The following is a 15,950-nucleotide window of genomic DNA, read 5'->3' as shown; positions in this document are numbered from 1 at the left end:
GACATGGGTCACTCGATCTTGTTCAGCGACTAGGTTAAATGACATTGTCGAGTGACAATGTCATTCGCTTGAGGCATCGGAAGAATCGAGGTCCCCCCATGAAGACCATGCTTGCCGGGCGGCTCCACCTGGACACCCACGCGTTCGCCGTCGAAGAGGTCCCGGTGCCCACCCCCGGCCCGGGGGAGGTGCTGGTCGAGGTGCGGGCCGCGGGGGTGTGCCTGTCCGACGTCCACCTGATCGACGGCAGCATCAGCCCGGAGTTCCCTGTCGACTCCGTCGCTAAAGCACGCGCCGTCACTCTCGGTCATGAGGTTGCCGGCGTCATCCATGCGGTAGGCCCGGGGGTGGCCGAGGAGTGGGCGCCTGGCGCTCGGGTGGTGCTGCAGGCCGGGCAGCCGTGCGGCGGGTGCGGCGGCTGTCTGCGCAGCTCCTCGTGCCGGCAGCCGCTCACGCGCGGCGTGGACTATGACGGCGGCTGGGCCCAGTACGCCGTGGCGCGTCAGGACACCCTGCTCGCGATCCCGGACGACCTCCCCTTCGACCAGGCCGCCATCATTCCCGACGCCGTCTCCACTCCGTACGCCGCCATCGTCGAAACGGGTGCGGTGCGTCCGGCGCAGGCGGTCGGCATCTGGGGTGCGGCGGTCTCGGTGCGCATGGCATCCGGCTTGCCCGTATGGTCGGCGCGGCCCCGATCATCGCCGTCGATCCCCTGCCCACGGCTCGGGAGCGGGCCCTCGTTTTCGGTGCCGATTTCGCGCTCGACCCGATGGCGGACGGCTTTGCCGAGGCGCTGGCGGAGGCCACGGCGGGGCGGGGCATCGATGTCGCGTTCGACTTCGCCGGCGTAGCCGCCGCTCGCGCTCAGGCGGTCGCCGCGCTGGGGGCCGGCGGAACCCTTGTTCTCGCAGGGCTCACTCCGGAGTCGATCGTCGTCAGCGACAGCACCGGGTTCAGCTACCGGGGCAACCAGATCCGCGGCCACTACGGCTCTGGGTTCGAGCACGTGGAACAGCTCATCGGCCTGACCTCTGCCGGACGGATCGATCTGGCCCCTTCCATCACTGCTCACATCCCGCTGGCCGAGGCCGCTGACGCCGTCACCCGGCTGGAAAAGAAGATCGGCGACCCGATCCGGTTTGTTCTCACCCCCTGAAGCCTGCCGACCCGTCCCCATGGCCAAGGTTCGATCGAACAGGTCTGACATCGAAGTGGTCTGACAAAGGTCTGAGAGGCCCCTCTGGCGGCGAGAGGCCCCTCCGGTGACGGTGAGTCGCGGGAGGGGCTTCGTGTCTTGTGGCGGGCCGGTGGGGGGAGCGGTGTTTCCCCCGGGCCGTGGTCCGGCCGGACGTTTCAAGGCCTCCGATCGTCCCGTCAATCGACTGTGTCACTCGTCACAATCGAGCGACATTGTCGAGTGACAATGTCGTGTGTATGGTTCTGGCCAGCGACAGCCTGCGCCGGCGCGGGGGCGGCCTGAGCCGGAGCCGCGGGCGCGGCCGGGGCGGCGGCTGCCGCGGGCGTGGTGGTCGCTGCGGCCCCCACGGCCGCAGTACCCGCCGGAGCCGGGGCGGCAGCGGCCCCCGGCTTGTAGTCGGCGAAGAAGTCCCACCAGGCTCGGTCTACCGAATTCGGGTCCTGGAGGTACTGCTGATAGATCTCGTCGACGAGCCACTCGTTCGGACCGAAGGCCGCGGCGGGGTTCTTACCCGCTTGGTCTGCGTCGGTCGAGATGCTCGAGTTACTGGGGGACTGTGGCGACACGGCGGCAACCGCCCTCTTCCGCTTCACAAGGTGATGGACAGCGGGAATAAAGGCTACGCCTGTGTGGCCGGGAAGGTCAGGCCGAGCCCGCTCATCGTCGCGTAAGTCACATCGGAAAGCGTGTTTCGGGGGTGGAAATGGCGGGAAACAAGCGGGGTTCCGGGCCGGAATGGGTGTGGGAGGCACACGCCGGGTACGCGTCGGGGAGGGCCTGCGGCGATGAAGACGCGGCCCTTCTACGCGAACGCACCTGATCACACGTGTCCGCCAGGGTGGACCTGGCGTGGACCTGGGGTGGATCTTGTGGCTCTGGGGCGAACTTTACGTCAACTTGGCACAGATGTAAGCCCCGCGAGGATGAGCGATATCCGGCAATGTTGGAGGGATTCAGCCATGCCGGAGGTGGGTAGCGAGGGGTGTTTCGCCCCCGCCGCCCCTACCCGTCCCTCCCCCATCCAGGGGCTGCTGCCGCCCCTTCGACCCCGCTGCGCCTTCGAGCTCGGGTGGGTGGGGGTGCGGGTGGGTGGGTGGGGGTTGATCGCGCAGTTCCCCGCGCCCCTTGAAAGCCCGGGGTGCCGTTGGCTGGCGGGTGCGGGTGGGCTGGTCGCGCCCATGCGGCGGAGCCGCATGTCGATACGGCCCCGCGCCCCGTTCCTCAAGAGATTCAGGACTGCAGGGCCCGCTGGCCCGGCAGTGGGGTCGACGCCCCCGGCAGGGCCACCTGGATGCGGCAGCCCTTCGGGGACTCGGCGACGCCGATGCGGCCGCCGTGGAGGTCCACGGCCCAGCGGGCGATGGCGAGGCCGAGGCCGGTGCCGCCGTCGCTGCCGGGGCCGTGGGGGGAGCTGACGGCGCCGCGGTTGAAGCGTTCGAAGACTCGGTGCCATTCGGACTCGGGGATGCCGGGGCCCTCGTCCAGCACCTCCAGCTCCAGTGACTCGGGGGTGGCGCCGCGGCGGGCCTTCACCGTGACGCGGCCGTGCGCCGGGCTGTGCTTGACCGCGTTGTCTATCAGGTTGGCGACGACCTGGTGGATCCGCTCCGGGTCCGCGTTGGCGGTGAGCTCCGGGGGGTGCACATCCAGGTGCAGGTGGACGTCCGTACGCGTGTGCTTGCCGGAGTCCGAGGCGACGCCGCCGCGCGCGGAGGACACCATCTGGGCCTCCTTGAGGACGCCCGACAGGTACGGCCAGACCTCGAAGCGGCGGCGGCGCAGCGGAACCACGCCGTTGTCCAGCCGGGAGAGGTCCAGGAGCGTCTCCACCAGCCGGCCCAGGCGTTCCGTCTGCTTCAGCGCCGTACGCATCGTCTCGGGGTCGGCCTGCGTGACACCGTCCACGATGTTCTCCAGGACCGCCCGGAGCCCCGCGATGGGGGTGCGCAGCTCGTGCGAGACGTTCGCCACGAGTTCCTTGCGCTGGCGGTCCTGGGCCTCCAGCTCATCGGCCATGAGGTTGATCGTGTGGGCGAGGTCGCCCAGCTCGTCCCGGCGGTTCTCCCGGACCCGGCGCGTGTAGTCGCCGCGGGAGAAGGACCGGGCCACCGCGTTCATCTCGTCCAGCGGCGCGGTGAGCGAATGCGCCACGAACTGCATGATCAACAGTGTGGCGATCATCGAGAACACCGTGATGAAGCGCACCTCCGTCTCGGTGCGCACCGCGATCATCAGCAGTCCCGTGGTGATCAGGACCGAGACGACGACGAGCATGCCCAGCTTCGTCTTGATCGAGAAGGGACGCAGGCCGCCCAGTGGCCCCGCGCCCTTCCGTGACTGCGTGTCACCCGCGTTCCGTGACCGTGGGTCACCGACTCCGCTCATACCGCCACCAGCCCCCTACGCCTGCACGTCTGCTTGTCCGGGCATGTCTCAATCCATGCCCTAGGGCCTGTCCTTCGGATCATGCCTCGGCCGCGGTATTCACGACACCGTAGTCCGAAGTCGGCATGATCCGAACGGCAGACCCTACGCGTGGTGCGGGCACCGGCTCAGGGAGTCGGGGTCTCCAGGGCGTACCCGACACCGTGCACCGTGCGGATCCGCTCCGCGCCGATCTTCCGCCGCAGCGCCTTGATGTGGCTGTCCACGGTCCGCGTCCCGGACGCGTCCGCCCAGTCCCACACCTCGGCGAGCAGTTGTTCGCGCGAGAGTACGGCACGCGGGGTGTTCGCGAGGCATACGAGGAGGTCGAACTCGGTGGGCGTGAGGTGGACGTCCTCGCTGCGCACCCGGACCCGGCGCTGCGCGTGGTCGATCTCCAGCTCGCCGAGGCGCAGGATGCCCGAGCGCGGCGTCGTGGCGGCCAGCGCGGCCCGCTCGACCCGGCGCAGCAGGACGTGCACGCGGGCGGCCAGCTCACGCATGGAGAACGGCTTGGTCATGTAGTCGTCGGCGCCGACGCCGAGCCCGACCAGCATGTCCGTCTCGTCGTCCCGGGCGGTGAGCATCAGCACGGGCACGGGCCGCTGGGCCTGGACACGCCTGCACACCTCCAGGCCGTCGAAGCCGGGCAGCATGATGTCGAGGATCAGCAGGTCGGGCTGCCAGGCCTCCGCGGTGTCGACCGCCGCCGGGCCGTCGGACGCGGTCTGGACGACGAAACCCTCGGCGCGCAGGCGGGCCGCGATGGCGTCGACGATCGTCGGATCGTCCTCGACCACGAGCACGCGACGCTGTGCGCCCGGCGTCGCCGTGGTGTTGCTGTGGGAGGTATGTGTCTGCTCCATCGCCCGCCCCTGTGTTGCTTTCCGGAATCCGTGGGGGTGATCCCTTGACTACGCATGGCTGCGCATGACTGCGATTGACGCTTGAATGATCGGCGCCAGGGAAGCAGGGTACGGGCAGTCACCGCGCCACGGCTATCCAGGCCTTACAGCGAGGTGCACGACGTCCGGAACGCCTCGGGCAACCGGGATCTCTTCGGTACGCACCTGTCGGAACCCGGCATTCCCCAAAGTTTCCTCAAATTGCGGCGAGGGTTGCGCGGACCACACCGCCAGCACCCCACCGGGCCTCAAAACCCTTGCGCAGCTTGCCAAACCGGCCCGTGAGTACAGGTTTTCATTGGCCTCGGAGACGGTCCAGTCGGGCCCGTTGTCGATGTCCAGGCACAGCGCGTCGAACGTGGCGGATGTCTCATTGACGTACTCGACGAGGTCCGCTTCCACGACGGTCGTACGAGGGTCGGCGAAGGCGTCCGAAGACAGTGCGGACAGCGGTCCCGCGCGGTGCCATTCGATGACGGCGGGCTCCCGTTCGACGACGGTGACGGCGCCCCAGCGCGGGTCCGCGGTGGCGTGTGCGAGCGAGAAGCCGACGCCCAGACCGCCGATCAGCACACTCGGCCGGAAACGGTCGCCGAGCGCGTCCAGGGCGGCGTCGACGAGCAGTCGCTCCGAGCGTCCGTCGGAAGTGTCCATGAGGAAGCACCCGTTGGCGATGATCTGCAACAGCTCTCCGTGCCGCCGCAGCACGACCTCGCCGTACGGGCCCTCGCGCCGGTCGATGACTTCGGGTACGTCGGTGATGCGCATCCGCCCATCTTTACGCGACCCTGGCGCGGGGGCGGCCGAATTTCGACGCCGTCGCGTACGGCCGGGGTGGGCTCAGACGTCCAGGCCGTGTCCGTAGGGGAAGACCGGGTCCTCGGTGTCGTTGGGGACGTCCGGGCGGGAGGCCGCCACGGCCGCCATGGAGCGCGGGAGTTCGAAGGGCAGCCGTCCCTCGGCACGCGCCCGCCCGAAGGCCACGTCGAGCAACGCGGTGTCGGAGGCCCCGTAGTCGGCGACGAGAGCGGCCGCCTTCGCCGCGATCTCCGGGAGCACGACGGGCCGTTCCAGGTTGACGCAGACCAGCGTCGGCACGGCGTCCAGCAGCCCGAGGATCTCCTTCAGCCGTTCCTCCCCGAACACCGGCGACCCGGAGTGGAAGAACGACTCGAACCGGCCCGGCCGTTCCTCGTACGGCGCCCGCAACCGCAGCACCGCCAGGTCCGCGTGGGCCGGATCGGCGACGACGTTGCCGTACAGCGACGCGGTCTGCGCGCCCACACCCTCCACGTACAGGTTCGGACGGTCGGTGAGCGGCAGCAGGGAATGGTTCGTCAGGACGGTGAGGGAGCGGCGCTGGGCCGCCGCGCCGAGGGCGGTGAACTCGGCTGCCCCGACGGTCTCCTCGGCCCGGTCCGGGTCGACGTACCGCCTCTCGAAGAGCCCGAGCACGAACTTCTCGCGCAGCAGCCTCCGTACGGAGGCGTCGATCCGCTCCTCCGCGATCCGGCCGGATCGGACCAACTCCACGATGACGTCCGGGCACTGCTCGCCGCCGAACTGGTCGGCGCCCGCGTCCAGCGCCTTCGCCGCGCGCTCGGCGACGGAGAGATGTTCGATGCCCCAGGCGCGGGCCTCGTGCGGCTCGCCCATGAGGCGAGCGTCGGTGAGCAGGCCCCAGTCGGTGCAGATGATCCCGTCGAAGCCGAGGCGTTCGCGCAGCAGTCCCGTCAGGACGTCGCGATTGAACCCGAAGCCGACCTCCTCCCACCCTTCCACGCCGATCGGCTGCCCGTAGTACGGCATCATCTGCGAACACCCGGCCGCGATCGCCGCCTTGAAGGGTTCCAGGTGGTGATCGCGCATCCCGCCCGGGAAGTGCTTGACCATGGCGGCCACGGAACGCGGCCCGAGCCGGGGCCCCTGCAGACCGCGTACGTACGCCCGTACGAGCTCGCTCGTCATGTCCGCGGACGAGCCGAAGGTGCCGGACTGGCGGGACCAGCGGGGCTCGGTGGCGAGGTCGATCTGCGGGTGGAGGGCGACGCGGAAGCCGGTGGACAGGTACTCGCGGCGGACCGTGTCGCCGAACCTCTCCACCAGCTCCGGGTCGCCGATCGCGGCGAGGCCCAGCGGTTCGGGCCAGGCCGAGAAGGCGCCGGAGTGGAAGGAGGCTCCCGGGTTGTCGGTGAACGCGTGGCGCGGGTCGGTGGACAGGGTGACCGGGATGCCGAGCCGGGTGTCCGCCGCGAGCGCCTGGAGCCGGTTGACCCACTCGGCCGTCTCCCGGACCCCGTACTGACCCAGGAGGTTGAAGTGCGTCAGATGGCCGTCCGTGACCAACTCGGTGGTGCCCTGCCGCGGGAAAGGCCCGTCCGTCGCCTCGGCTCCGGCCTCGGCGAGCGTCCCGTCGGCGTTCATCGTCAGCGTCGTGTGGAAGAGCTGGCCCGCCTTCTCCGCGAGGGTCATCCGTGCCAGGAGGTCTTCCACCCGTTCGTCGACGGGGCGGTTCGGGTCGAGGTACGGGTCACGGTGCGGGAGCATCGGCGTTCCTTGATCACGGGATACAGGGGGCACAGGGGGCACAGGGGGCGCAGGGGCACAGGAGCACAGGAAGCACAGGGGGCACAGGGCTACTGGACCGAGCGGACGAACTGGACGGCGACGGCGCCCACGACCGAGGCGACGGCGCCGAAGAGGAACAGGGCGCTGTAGTTGCCGCCGTCACCACCGCCGAGGGCGAGCAGGCTCGGGGCGATGACCGGGACGAGGGACTGAGGGAGGGCGTTGCCGATGTTGAGGACGCCCATGTCCTTGGCGGACTCCTCCGGGTTGGGCAGCACGGCGGCGGCCAGCGCCATGTCGACCGAGAGGTACAGCCCCTCGGCGAACCCGAAGACGGCCATGGCGACGAGATACATGCCGAAGGTCTGGGAGGCCGCCACCAGCGCCAGCCCGGCCGCCATCCCGAGCGAGGAGCCGAGCACGTACGGCTTGCGGTGGCCGGAGCGGTCGGAGAGCTGTCCGCCGAGGACCGACCCGACGACGGTCGCCGCGACCATCACCAGGATGCCGACGAAGAACTTGTCGGCGACCTCGACGCCGTCGTACCCCATACGGTCCATCAGGAAGTAGACGGAGTAGCTGGTCACGCAGGCGGCGCCGGTGAAGACCAGGAAGCGGCCGGCGAAGTTCCAGGCGAAGTCGGGGTGCCTGCGCGGGTCGACCCAGAAGCTGCGCAGGAACTCCCTGAAGCCGTACGGCTCGAACGCGCCGGCGCGCGCCGGGCGGTCCCGGTCCTTCACGACGACCACGAGCAACCCGACGCAGGCGAGGCCGATGAGCCCGGGGACGAGGAAGGCGAGGAACATCGAGCCGCTGAAGATCTGGGCGAGCCCCGAGCCCGCGATCATCGACAGCGACAGCATCATGCCGACGACCCCGGAGACCCGGGCCCGCTGCTGGTCCGGGACCAGGTCCGGCACGCAGGACGTCAGCGCGGCGAGGGTGGCGTTGATGCCGAGCTGCGCGAGGGCCCAGCCGGCCATGAGGGCGAGGACCCCGCCGCCGAGCGCGACGATCAGGAGACCGGCCAGTCCGGCGACCATGCCGCCGAGCAACCAGGGGCGGCGACGGCCGAAACGGCCGGTCGTACGGTCGGAGAGGGCACCGAAGACCGGGTTGCCGAGCATCGCGAGCAGCGCGCCGACGGACAGTACCTGACCGAGGGCCGCACCACGCTCCGCCTCCGGCACGATCTGGTTCACGCGGAGGGCGAGGGTGACCATGACGGGCGTCAGCACGGCCAGATACGCGCCGAACTGGGCGAGCGCCAGGGCGACGACGAGTCGGGCGGGGGCGGGGCTGATCTGCTCGCTGAGCGAGGAGGCGGAGCCGGGTGGGGAGGGGTGTGCGGCCTCCGGGGTGACAGCCATGAGGTCTCCTGAGGGACGGGGACGGCTTGGTTGCCGCGCAGGCTCGTTCAGGGAAGCGTCGTTCAGAGAAGCAGCAAAACCGAGTGGGTGCTAGGTATTGCCCAAGTGGCCACAATCACGCGGCAGATGGCTTGAAAGGGGGGTGGAGATGACTCGTGTAATCGCCGGTTTGCGAGGACCTTCGAGGGCCGCCGGAGGGGGTTGTGAACAGGTGGTGATTGACGGCAGTTGAGTGTGTTCTGGGGCGAATGAGTGAGTCTCCGGGTAGTGGCAGGTACACATCCCCCGGGTGGGGAACGGGAGTTCTTGCATCGAATGTGTGACCTTTGCCGGTGGTGGTCGTTGGGTGTGGTGACGGATTTCTGCGACACCGGCTGGGGGGTGGAAGAGATGGGTGGGCTGCGGGAGTTGGCGGCGTCGTTCGTGGTGCCCGGCCCCTCGGGAGTCGCGATCCGTACCCGCCTCAAGCACCTGACCGCCGGGGACGAGAAGGTGCTTCGCCTGGTCGGTGACCTGCTCGGCACGCTCGCCTCCCGTGACCTGAAGGCGCGGTGTTCGGCCGGGCTGGAGCACGACACCAAGCAGTGGGCCCAGCGCAAGCGCACCCTGTCCGAGCAGTCCTCCTCCCGCTGGGCGGGCAGCATCACCAAGGCCTCCCACGATCAGTGGGCGCTGGCCCGGCGCGGCCAGCTCGCGCACATCCAGAGCCTTCAGGCCGGGATCGAGACGATCGCCCACCGGCTGTCTGTGCCCGTGGGTGAGAAGGGCAGCAAGCAGGCACCGGGCGGCTACCGCAGCACGCGGGAGTGGCACGCGAAGAGGCTCCGCCTGTGTGTGCTCGAAGACCGGCTTCAGGCGGTGCGGGCGGACCGTGAGGCCGGGGTCGTGCGTGTGGTGCGTGGCGGCAAGCGGCTGCTGAACACCCGGCACCACCTTCAGGAAGTGCAGCTCAGCGAGGAGCAGTGGCGCTTGCGGTGGCAGGCCGGGCGCCGGTTCCTCGCCGCGGACGGCGAGTCCGGCAAAAGGTTCGGCAACGAGACGATCCGCGTCACCCCCGGCGGCGAGTTCTCGATCAAGGTGCCCGCGCCGCTGGCGCACCTGGCGAACGCCCCGCACGGCCGGTACGTCCTGGCCGCCCGGGTGTCGTTCGCGCACCGGGGTGAGCAGTGGGCCGACCGCGTCGCCGCCAACCGGGCCGTGGCCTACCGCATCCACGAAGACGTGAGCAGGGGGCGCTGGTATGTGACCGCGTCCTGGACGATCCCGGCGGTGCAGACCGTGCCGCTGGAGGCCGCCCGCACGGGCGGCCTGATCGGGGTGGACACCAACGCCGACCACCTGGCCGCCTGGCGCCTGGATGCCCACGGCAACCCCACCGGCAATCCCCGACGCTTCGACTACGACCTGTCCGGCACCGCCGCCCACCGCGACGCCCAGGTCCGCCATGCCCTGATCCGCCTGCTGCACTGGGCCGAGCGCCAACGGCCGAACGAACGAACCTGAAACCCCGTCAACCCGCCCTGACCAGCTGATCAGCGCCTCCCGCACACCGGGGGAACCTCAGTGGGGCAGAGATCGATCAGCAGGCAACGGTGGACGGGGCATACTGCCGCGATCCCAAGACGCCACCACAGCGGCCATACCGGTCTCTCTGCAAGGCAGCACGGGCAGGCCCGACTTGACGTGGTCAACATCCATTCACGAAGAGCGACAAGCCGCATCGACGTCCGGTCGCTCGGCTCCAGGCCCGCGAAGTCGAGTGCGGTCCCGTCATACCGGGCGGAGCTGCATGGCCTGAAGCGTTCGGACCGGCAACCCTGTCGCATCGCGCAGGCCGCTGAGGCTCTCAGGGGTGAGAATGACTCCGAAAAACACGGGCCGAGTGATTGCCGCGCCTTCGGAACACTCCAACCCCAGTGCGTGGGCAGCCCGGCCGGGAGGAACGCTCAGCGTGCCCGCAACACGATCTACCCAGGAGGAGAAAGCCTCGCCGCTAACCGGCTTCGGGACGACAGGAAGCCGGCTGGCACGGGGTACGGCAACAGGACTACGCGCAGGCACTTGTGGGATCGTGCGTCTCGCAAGCACGTGCACTGCCGCCAATGCCGCCCCCTCCCACTTGCGCGTCCGTCTCAGGCTCTTTCGGCGGCCTCTCCTGACGAACGCGTGAACACCGGCCCCAGTAGGCCGCTTGACGTTATTCATTCCCCGATGTCCACGACGAGAACCCGTCTGAGGTAGTGGCCTCGCACGCGGTGGCCGTCGCCTTTGAGGTAGACCATTCGGTATGGCGGACGAGGCGGTCAACCAATGCAGTCCGAGACCCCGCCTGTCAGTGAGCGTTTTCAGCTCGGCCACTGATCGGGTGACGCTGGTGGTGTGCGCAACGCACGAGGCTCCCGTGCCGTTGGGGGAGGTGTTCGAAGTCTCAACCCAAAGGCACAGGAGCCGCGTTGGTTCCGTATTCTGCCGCGCTCGACCTGCCTCACGCCCTGGCCGAGTGGGTCACCGTCACCATGCTCATCGTCACCCGCGAGGGTGACCGCCGCTGCAAACTCCCGCCGCACCAACGTGCCCTGGTCGGTCTGGTGTACCTGCGTCGGCACGACACTCTGGCGCAGATCGCGGCCGGGTTCGGCATATCCTTCGGCACCGCCCACGCCTACACGGCCTCTGTCATCGATCTGCTCGCCGACCGGGCCCGGCCTGCTCCGTGCCCTGCGTGAAGCCGACCCGGAGTACGTCCTGCTGGACGGCACCCTCGCGGAGTGCGACCGGGTCGGCGACAGCCGAGCCGACTATTCCCACAAACACCGCCGACACGGGGTGAACGTGCAGATGGTCACCGATCCAGACGGCCAGCTGCTGTGGATCTCACCCGCACTCCCCGGCCGCGCCCACGACCTGACGGCGGCGCGCAACCACCGGATCATCCGGATCTGCGAACGCCGCGGCGTCCCAGTCCTCGCTGACCGGGCTTACATGGGAGCCGGCTCATGGGTGACGACACCCCTCAGGCGCCCGCCGGGCCGCGAGCTCACACCGACCCAGCAAACCGTCAACCGCGCGCTGTCCGCAGCCCGGGCCCCGGTCGAGCGCGGCGTCGCACGGCTGAAGTCCTGGCGCATCTTCCGCCGGTCCCGCTGCAGCCCGAATCGAATGACGTCAATCGCCGCTGCCGTCCTCACGCCGGAGCGGCAACGCTGAAAGAGCTAAATCACCCCGATCACAACCGACCGGCCAATTGCCCGTTACTGACCCACGCTCCTAGCCCTCGGCCTCGGCGGGGTTCTCCTCGCCCAGCTCGGCCCAGACCGTCTTGCCTTGCCTGGCATGGCGCGTTCCCCAGCGCTCGGCAAGCTGGGCGACGAGAAACAGGCCGCGTCCTCCCTCGTCGAAGACCCGGGCCCGGCGCAGGTGGGGCGTGGTGCTGCTGGCGTCGGACACTTCACACAGCAGGGAGCGGTCACGGATGAGGCGCAGACGGATGGGAGGCTGACCGTAGCGGATGGCGTTGGTGACCAGTTCGCTGACCACCAGTTCGGTGGTGAAGTCGAGTTCCTCCAGTCCCCAGGCGGTCAGCTGCCGGGCAGCATTCGAACGGGCTCGGGTGACGGCTGCCGGGTCGGCGTCCACGTCCCAGGCTGCGACCTGGGTGTCCCCGAGGGCGCGGGTGCGGGCCAGCAGCAGGGCGACGTCGTCGTCGGCTCGGCCTGCGGGCAGCAGGGCTTCGAGCACGGTGTCGCACGCGGCCTCCAGCGAGGCGCAGGGCTGGGCCAGGGCGTGGCGCAGGAGGGTGAGGCCTGCCTCGACATCGCGGTCACGGGCTTCGACCAGGCCGTTGGTGTACAGGGCGAGGAGGCTGCCTTCGGGCAGGTCGACCTCCGCCGCCTCGAACGGCAGGCCACCGAGGCCCAGCGGCGGGCCGGGCGGGAGATCGAGGAGGTCGACGGTTGCGTCGCCGGTCACCACGGCGGGCAGCACGTGGCCCGCGCGTGCCAGGTAACAGCGGCCGTCCACGGGATCGTAGACGGCGTACAGACATGTGGCACCGATGTCCCCGGGCGCTTCCACGTCCGGGTCGGCCGAGACTTCGGAGGACAGCCGAATGACGACGTCGTCCAGATGTGTCAGCAGTTCCTCGGGAGGCAGGTCGATGTCGGCGAGGGTACGGACCGCGCTCCGCAGGCGCCCCATCGTGGCGGCGGCGTGGATACCGTGGCCCACCACGTCGCCCACCACCAGGGCGACCCGGGCGCCGGACAGCGGGATGACGTCGTACCAGTCGCCGCCTACACCGGCCTGGGCACCGGCGGGCAGGTAGCGGCAGGCAACGTCGACGGCGGACTGCTCCGCCGTACGACGTGGGAGGAGACTGCGCTGCAGGGTGACGGCCGTGGCATGGGCGTGCGTGTAGCGGCGGGCGTTGTCGATGGCCACGGCCGCCCTGGCCGCGATCTCCTGGGCGAGGATCAGGTCTTCGTCGTCGAACAGGTCGGGGTTGCTGTGACGGGAAAACCGCGCGACGCCAAGGGTGGCACCGCGGGCGCTCAGCGGCACCACCAGCATCGAGCGGGTGGGGTGGCTGACGAAGGCATCGGCCGGATCGGTCGGCGCCGCCGTGTGCCGGGACGGCTGACCGGTGGCCAGGGCGCGAGCCGAGGGCGATCCGCCCGGGCAGGTGTGGCGCTCCCCCAGCCGAATCGTCGGCTCCTGACCGCCCCACGCCGACGACGCCTGGGCAACCCGGTGCAGTACGAGCTGACCCGCCGCCGGACTGCCGCCCCCGTGGTCCACGGGGTCGAGCAGGTCGACAGTGACGAGGTCGGCGAAGTGACCGATGGCGAGATCCGCCAGCTCCTGGGTGGTGCGAGCGATGTCCAGGGTGGTCCCGACGCGTTTGCCGGCCTCGTTCACCAGGGACAGCCGCCACTGCAGTCGCCGGTCCCGCTCCTCCTGGTACGCCGTGACGCCCTGCTCAGATGTGTGGTCGACGTATCCGCTTGTCGCCAGCAGCCAGCGCGACGCCGCACTGATCAGCTCCGCATTCTTCGTCAGTCGCGGCATTTCCGCGAGCAGTCTGTCGAGGACGATGCGCTGACCGAGCCGGTAGGCCCGCAGCATCACACTGACGGGCGTACCGCGCCGGGCCAGCCGGCGTGCGCGTTCCATCTCCGCGGCCGGCGGTTCGATCTCGCTCGGCTCGATGCCGTATTGCAGGCCCCGCAGCACGCCGACGACGTTTTCGGTGACGCCCTCGGAGGTCTTACGGGCGAGATCCGGGTCGTTCCACAGTTCGGGAACCTCATGCCGAAGGCACCGCACCACGTCGGCGATCAGCTCGTCCGCCTTCGGTCCGAGCTCGCCGGCGACCCGGGACACAAAGCTGGCGGCCGTGTACTCCATCACACTGTCGACTCTACGCCGAGCGGGCGACCCTGAGCGGTCCGGCGTGACGAGCTCCCGCGCGAGACGGCGCACGCCCCGGCCGTCAGCCGGACCGCGGCGTACGCCACCGCCGTCAGGGCCGGCACGGGCGGGCTGGGCCCGCACGGGCGAGCCGCTGTTACTCAGGTGGGCCACAGCGGCCGCGAAGCCGGACGCTTGCCAAGTCACCACAGAGCCGGGCGGACCATGCGGCCACGGGCTTCCCGCATCTGCCGAAGCCGGGGGATCAAGCGGACCACGCCGGCGAGCCGACCGCCACCGAATCGCGGACGCACACACTCCCCGGCCACCACGATCCTCGGAGCCGTCTCGGCGGCCAGGTCGTAGGCCGCCAGGCAGTCATCCAGACCGGCGGGGAAGGGGTTCTCGGACGCGAGACGGTATGCGCGGGAAGCAGCACGCGCGCGCCTGCGGCCAGCGCCACTTGAGCGCCCAGGGAGCGCGCCCCGGCAGCGGATCCGACACGGAAGCTGCCCCCGTGCAGGTCGAGGATGACAAGGTCTTCGGGGGCGCCTTGCGGTGTCAGGAGCCACGATCCGGGCCGGAGTTCCGCGACCTCCTCATGGGTGGGCGACTCCCGCCAATGGCTGGTACATGCCGGCGAACGCGTCCACCCCTCGCGTTCCGACGCGAGGCTCACGGGGCCGTTGGTCCGGGCCGACTCCTGATGCCACCCATCCATCAGGGCGAACGTGGCGCTGGGCATGGTCGTGCTCCTCACTGTCCCCCGAGGGGGCTTTCAATGGAATTGGCCACGGCGGCCGGACGTACCGGCGAGCCGATGGGAAAGACGTCAGACTCCGCACAGACGGGATAGCCGGTCACTCGAGCTCAGGAGACTTCAGTACCGGCGGTCAGCGTGGTGAACCGCCCTTCCAGGTTGGCCAGGAAATTCTCGCCGTCGGGCAGCATTCCGGCGATCGCCTGTACGGTGGTCCGGCCGGAGCTCCGGAGCCGCTCTCGACGAACTCTGCGGCCTCTGGGAAGTACGAGACGAGCAAGTCCTTGAAGACACGGACCGCATCTTCGCGGTCCATGAGTTCCCCCATCGTCATGTCCAGGGACAACGGTGCCTGCTCAACCGTGTGTGCCCCCAACGCCACTGTCCACGTGTGCCTCCCGGAGCCCACCTCGATGACGCCCCTGCCGTCCGGCAGGACAACGTCGGCCGTGGTGTTCGGAGGGACGACGTGGCCTCCACGGTGAGTTCACGCCCGGAGAGCGCCCAGGACACCTCGGCGGTGCCGTACGGCGTGTGCAGACGTGCTCCAGCCTGGGTGATACCGCCACCCGGAAGGGGAGCGATCCGCAGGCGGCGGTATCCCGGCGCGGCGGGAGCCAGGCCGGCCACCGTACGGTGGCACGGCCCCGGGCGGACTTCAGCGGGCGAGCAGCCCGCGGAGAACCACCCTTTCCACAGCTGCGACGAGTTCCGTCAAGTGGGAGGCGTCAGCGCGGAGTCGGTCCGCGCGCCAGGAGAGGCCGAGAACGCCGTTCATGGCAGCCCACAACGCGGTGGCGGTGGTGACGGGATCGAGGTCGGCGGCGAGCGAGCCGTCGGCCACCCCGTCGGCCAGGGCGGCGGCGAGTTTGGCGTTCTGCTCGTCGACGAGCGCGGCGACCCGTTCCAGGGCCGCGGGTTCGTCCGGCGGCTCGGCTAGCAGGCGGAACTGGTGTGGGCGCTCGGCGGCGAAGCGGACGTACGCGGCCGAGGCGGCCCTGATGCGTTCCACGGGGGTGCCCGGGGCAGCGTAGGCGTCGTCCATGTAGGTCCGGTTGTCCTCGAGTGCCCGCTCGGCAACCGCGATGAGAACGGCCGCGCGGCCGCCCACGCGGTTGTACACCGTCTGCACGGCGACATCCGCGCGTTCGGCGATGCCTTCCAAGGTGACCGCGTCGGGGCCTCCGGAGGCCAGCAGCTCCTCGGCGGCGTCGACGATGGCCGCACGGGTTGCGGCGGCCCGACGTGTCGTGCGTGTGACCTTGATTGTCATGGTCTCCGCTACTTTACGTGGTGCTTGAAACGGCCGGACC

10 protein-coding genes and 4 pseudogenes are annotated in these 15,950 nt (G+C 69.9%); 3 read left to right on the top strand and 11 right to left on the bottom strand.

Annotated elements, in window-relative coordinates:
- Positions 1–98 precede the first annotated feature (98 nt).
- Positions 99–1,159 (top strand): annotated as a pseudogene (locus tag CES90_RS47970) (zinc-binding dehydrogenase).
- Between the two features lie 290 nt (positions 1,160–1,449).
- Here CES90_RS47970 and CES90_RS47965 read toward each other — a convergent pair.
- The 6 genes and pseudogenes from CES90_RS47965 to CES90_RS47940 all read right to left on the bottom strand — a co-directional run.
- Positions 1,450–1,767, bottom strand: a pseudogene (locus CES90_RS47965) (2-oxoglutarate dehydrogenase E1 subunit family protein); the annotation flags it as partial.
- 664 nt (positions 1,768–2,431) lie between these two features.
- Positions 2,432–3,586, bottom strand: coding sequence for a HAMP domain-containing sensor histidine kinase (locus CES90_RS47960; RefSeq protein ID WP_189783937.1), 1,155 nt, complete (start codon positions 3,584–3,586; stop codon positions 2,432–2,434).
- Positions 3,587–3,753: 167 nt separating this feature from the next.
- A complete protein-coding gene (locus CES90_RS47955) occupies positions 3,754–4,491 on the bottom strand; it encodes a response regulator transcription factor (RefSeq protein ID WP_149827371.1) in 738 nt (245 codons plus the stop codon).
- Positions 4,492–4,623: 132 nt separating this feature from the next.
- Positions 4,624–5,298: a spermine/spermidine synthase domain-containing protein gene (locus CES90_RS47950; protein WP_189783938.1), complete on the bottom strand. Its 675-nt coding sequence runs from the start codon at positions 5,296–5,298 to the stop codon at positions 4,624–4,626.
- A gap of 72 nt (positions 5,299–5,370) precedes the next feature.
- Positions 5,371–7,077: a glycoside hydrolase family 3 protein gene (locus CES90_RS47945; protein ID WP_189783939.1), complete on the bottom strand. Its 1,707-nt coding sequence runs from the start codon at positions 7,075–7,077 to the stop codon at positions 5,371–5,373.
- Between the two features lie 89 nt (positions 7,078–7,166).
- Positions 7,167–8,468, bottom strand: coding sequence for an MFS transporter (locus tag CES90_RS47940; RefSeq protein WP_189783940.1), 1,302 nt, complete (start codon positions 8,466–8,468; stop codon positions 7,167–7,169).
- 390 nt (positions 8,469–8,858) lie between these two features.
- Between CES90_RS47940 and CES90_RS47935 the strand changes: the two are divergent.
- Positions 8,859–9,944, top strand: a pseudogene (locus CES90_RS47935) (IS200/IS605 family accessory protein TnpB-related protein); the annotation flags it as partial.
- Positions 9,945–10,000: 56 nt separating this feature from the next.
- On the opposite strand, the gene CES90_RS52360 reads toward CES90_RS47935, so the two are convergent.
- On the bottom strand, positions 10,001–10,294 hold the full coding sequence (locus CES90_RS52360; protein WP_373313649.1) for a TniQ family protein: 294 nt from the start codon (positions 10,292–10,294) through the stop codon (positions 10,001–10,003).
- A gap of 627 nt (positions 10,295–10,921) precedes the next feature.
- Between CES90_RS52360 and CES90_RS47920 the strand changes: the two are divergent.
- Positions 10,922–11,675: pseudogene (locus CES90_RS47920) on the top strand (transposase).
- Between the two features lie 60 nt (positions 11,676–11,735).
- On the opposite strand, the gene CES90_RS47915 reads toward CES90_RS47920, so the two are convergent.
- The 4 genes from CES90_RS47915 to CES90_RS47900 all read right to left on the bottom strand — a co-directional run bounded on the left by CES90_RS47915 (position 11,736) and on the right by CES90_RS47900 (position 15,910).
- On the bottom strand, positions 11,736–13,874 hold the full coding sequence (locus CES90_RS47915; RefSeq protein ID WP_189788750.1) for an ATP-binding SpoIIE family protein phosphatase: 2,139 nt from the start codon (positions 13,872–13,874) through the stop codon (positions 11,736–11,738).
- Between the two features lie 206 nt (positions 13,875–14,080).
- Positions 14,081–14,449, bottom strand: a complete 369-nt coding sequence (locus CES90_RS47910; RefSeq protein WP_229914558.1) for an alpha/beta hydrolase fold domain-containing protein — start codon at positions 14,447–14,449, stop codon at positions 14,081–14,083.
- Between the two features lie 518 nt (positions 14,450–14,967).
- A complete protein-coding gene (locus CES90_RS51000) occupies positions 14,968–15,267 on the bottom strand; it encodes an alpha-L-rhamnosidase C-terminal domain-containing protein (RefSeq protein WP_229914557.1) in 300 nt (99 codons plus the stop codon).
- A gap of 28 nt (positions 15,268–15,295) precedes the next feature.
- A complete protein-coding gene (locus CES90_RS47900) occupies positions 15,296–15,910 on the bottom strand; it encodes a TetR/AcrR family transcriptional regulator (protein WP_107461484.1) in 615 nt (204 codons plus the stop codon).
- Positions 15,911–15,950 lie beyond the last annotated feature (40 nt).

It is taken from the genome of Streptomyces capitiformicae, assembly GCF_002214185.1.
Classification (GTDB): Bacteria; Actinomycetota; Actinomycetes; order Streptomycetales; family Streptomycetaceae; genus Streptomyces; species Streptomyces capitiformicae.
The sequence above is the reverse complement of the archived record's forward strand: the minus strand, read 5'-3'. Positions and strand labels throughout refer to the sequence as shown.

Excerpts from the sequence above, each read along its gene's own strand:
- CES90_RS47955 (WP_149827371.1), bottom strand. The coding sequence starts at position 4,491 with ATGGAGCAGACACATACCTCCCACAGCAACACCACGGCGACGCCGGGC.
- CES90_RS47960 (WP_189783937.1), bottom strand. The coding sequence starts at position 3,586 with ATGAGCGGAGTCGGTGACCCACGGTCACGGAACGCGGGTGACACGCAG.
- CES90_RS52360 (WP_373313649.1), bottom strand. The coding sequence starts at position 10,294 with ATGCGACAGGGTTGCCGGTCCGAACGCTTCAGGCCATGCAGCTCCGCC.
- CES90_RS47900 (WP_107461484.1), bottom strand. The coding sequence starts at position 15,910 with ATGACAATCAAGGTCACACGCACGACACGTCGGGCCGCCGCAACCCGT.
- CES90_RS47950 (WP_189783938.1), bottom strand. The coding sequence starts at position 5,298 with ATGCGCATCACCGACGTACCCGAAGTCATCGACCGGCGCGAGGGCCCG.
- CES90_RS47915 (WP_189788750.1), bottom strand. The coding sequence starts at position 13,874 with ATGGAGTACACGGCCGCCAGCTTTGTGTCCCGGGTCGCCGGCGAGCTC.
- CES90_RS47940 (WP_189783940.1), bottom strand. The coding sequence starts at position 8,468 with ATGGCTGTCACCCCGGAGGCCGCACACCCCTCCCCACCCGGCTCCGCC.
- CES90_RS47945 (WP_189783939.1), bottom strand. The coding sequence starts at position 7,077 with ATGCTCCCGCACCGTGACCCGTACCTCGACCCGAACCGCCCCGTCGAC.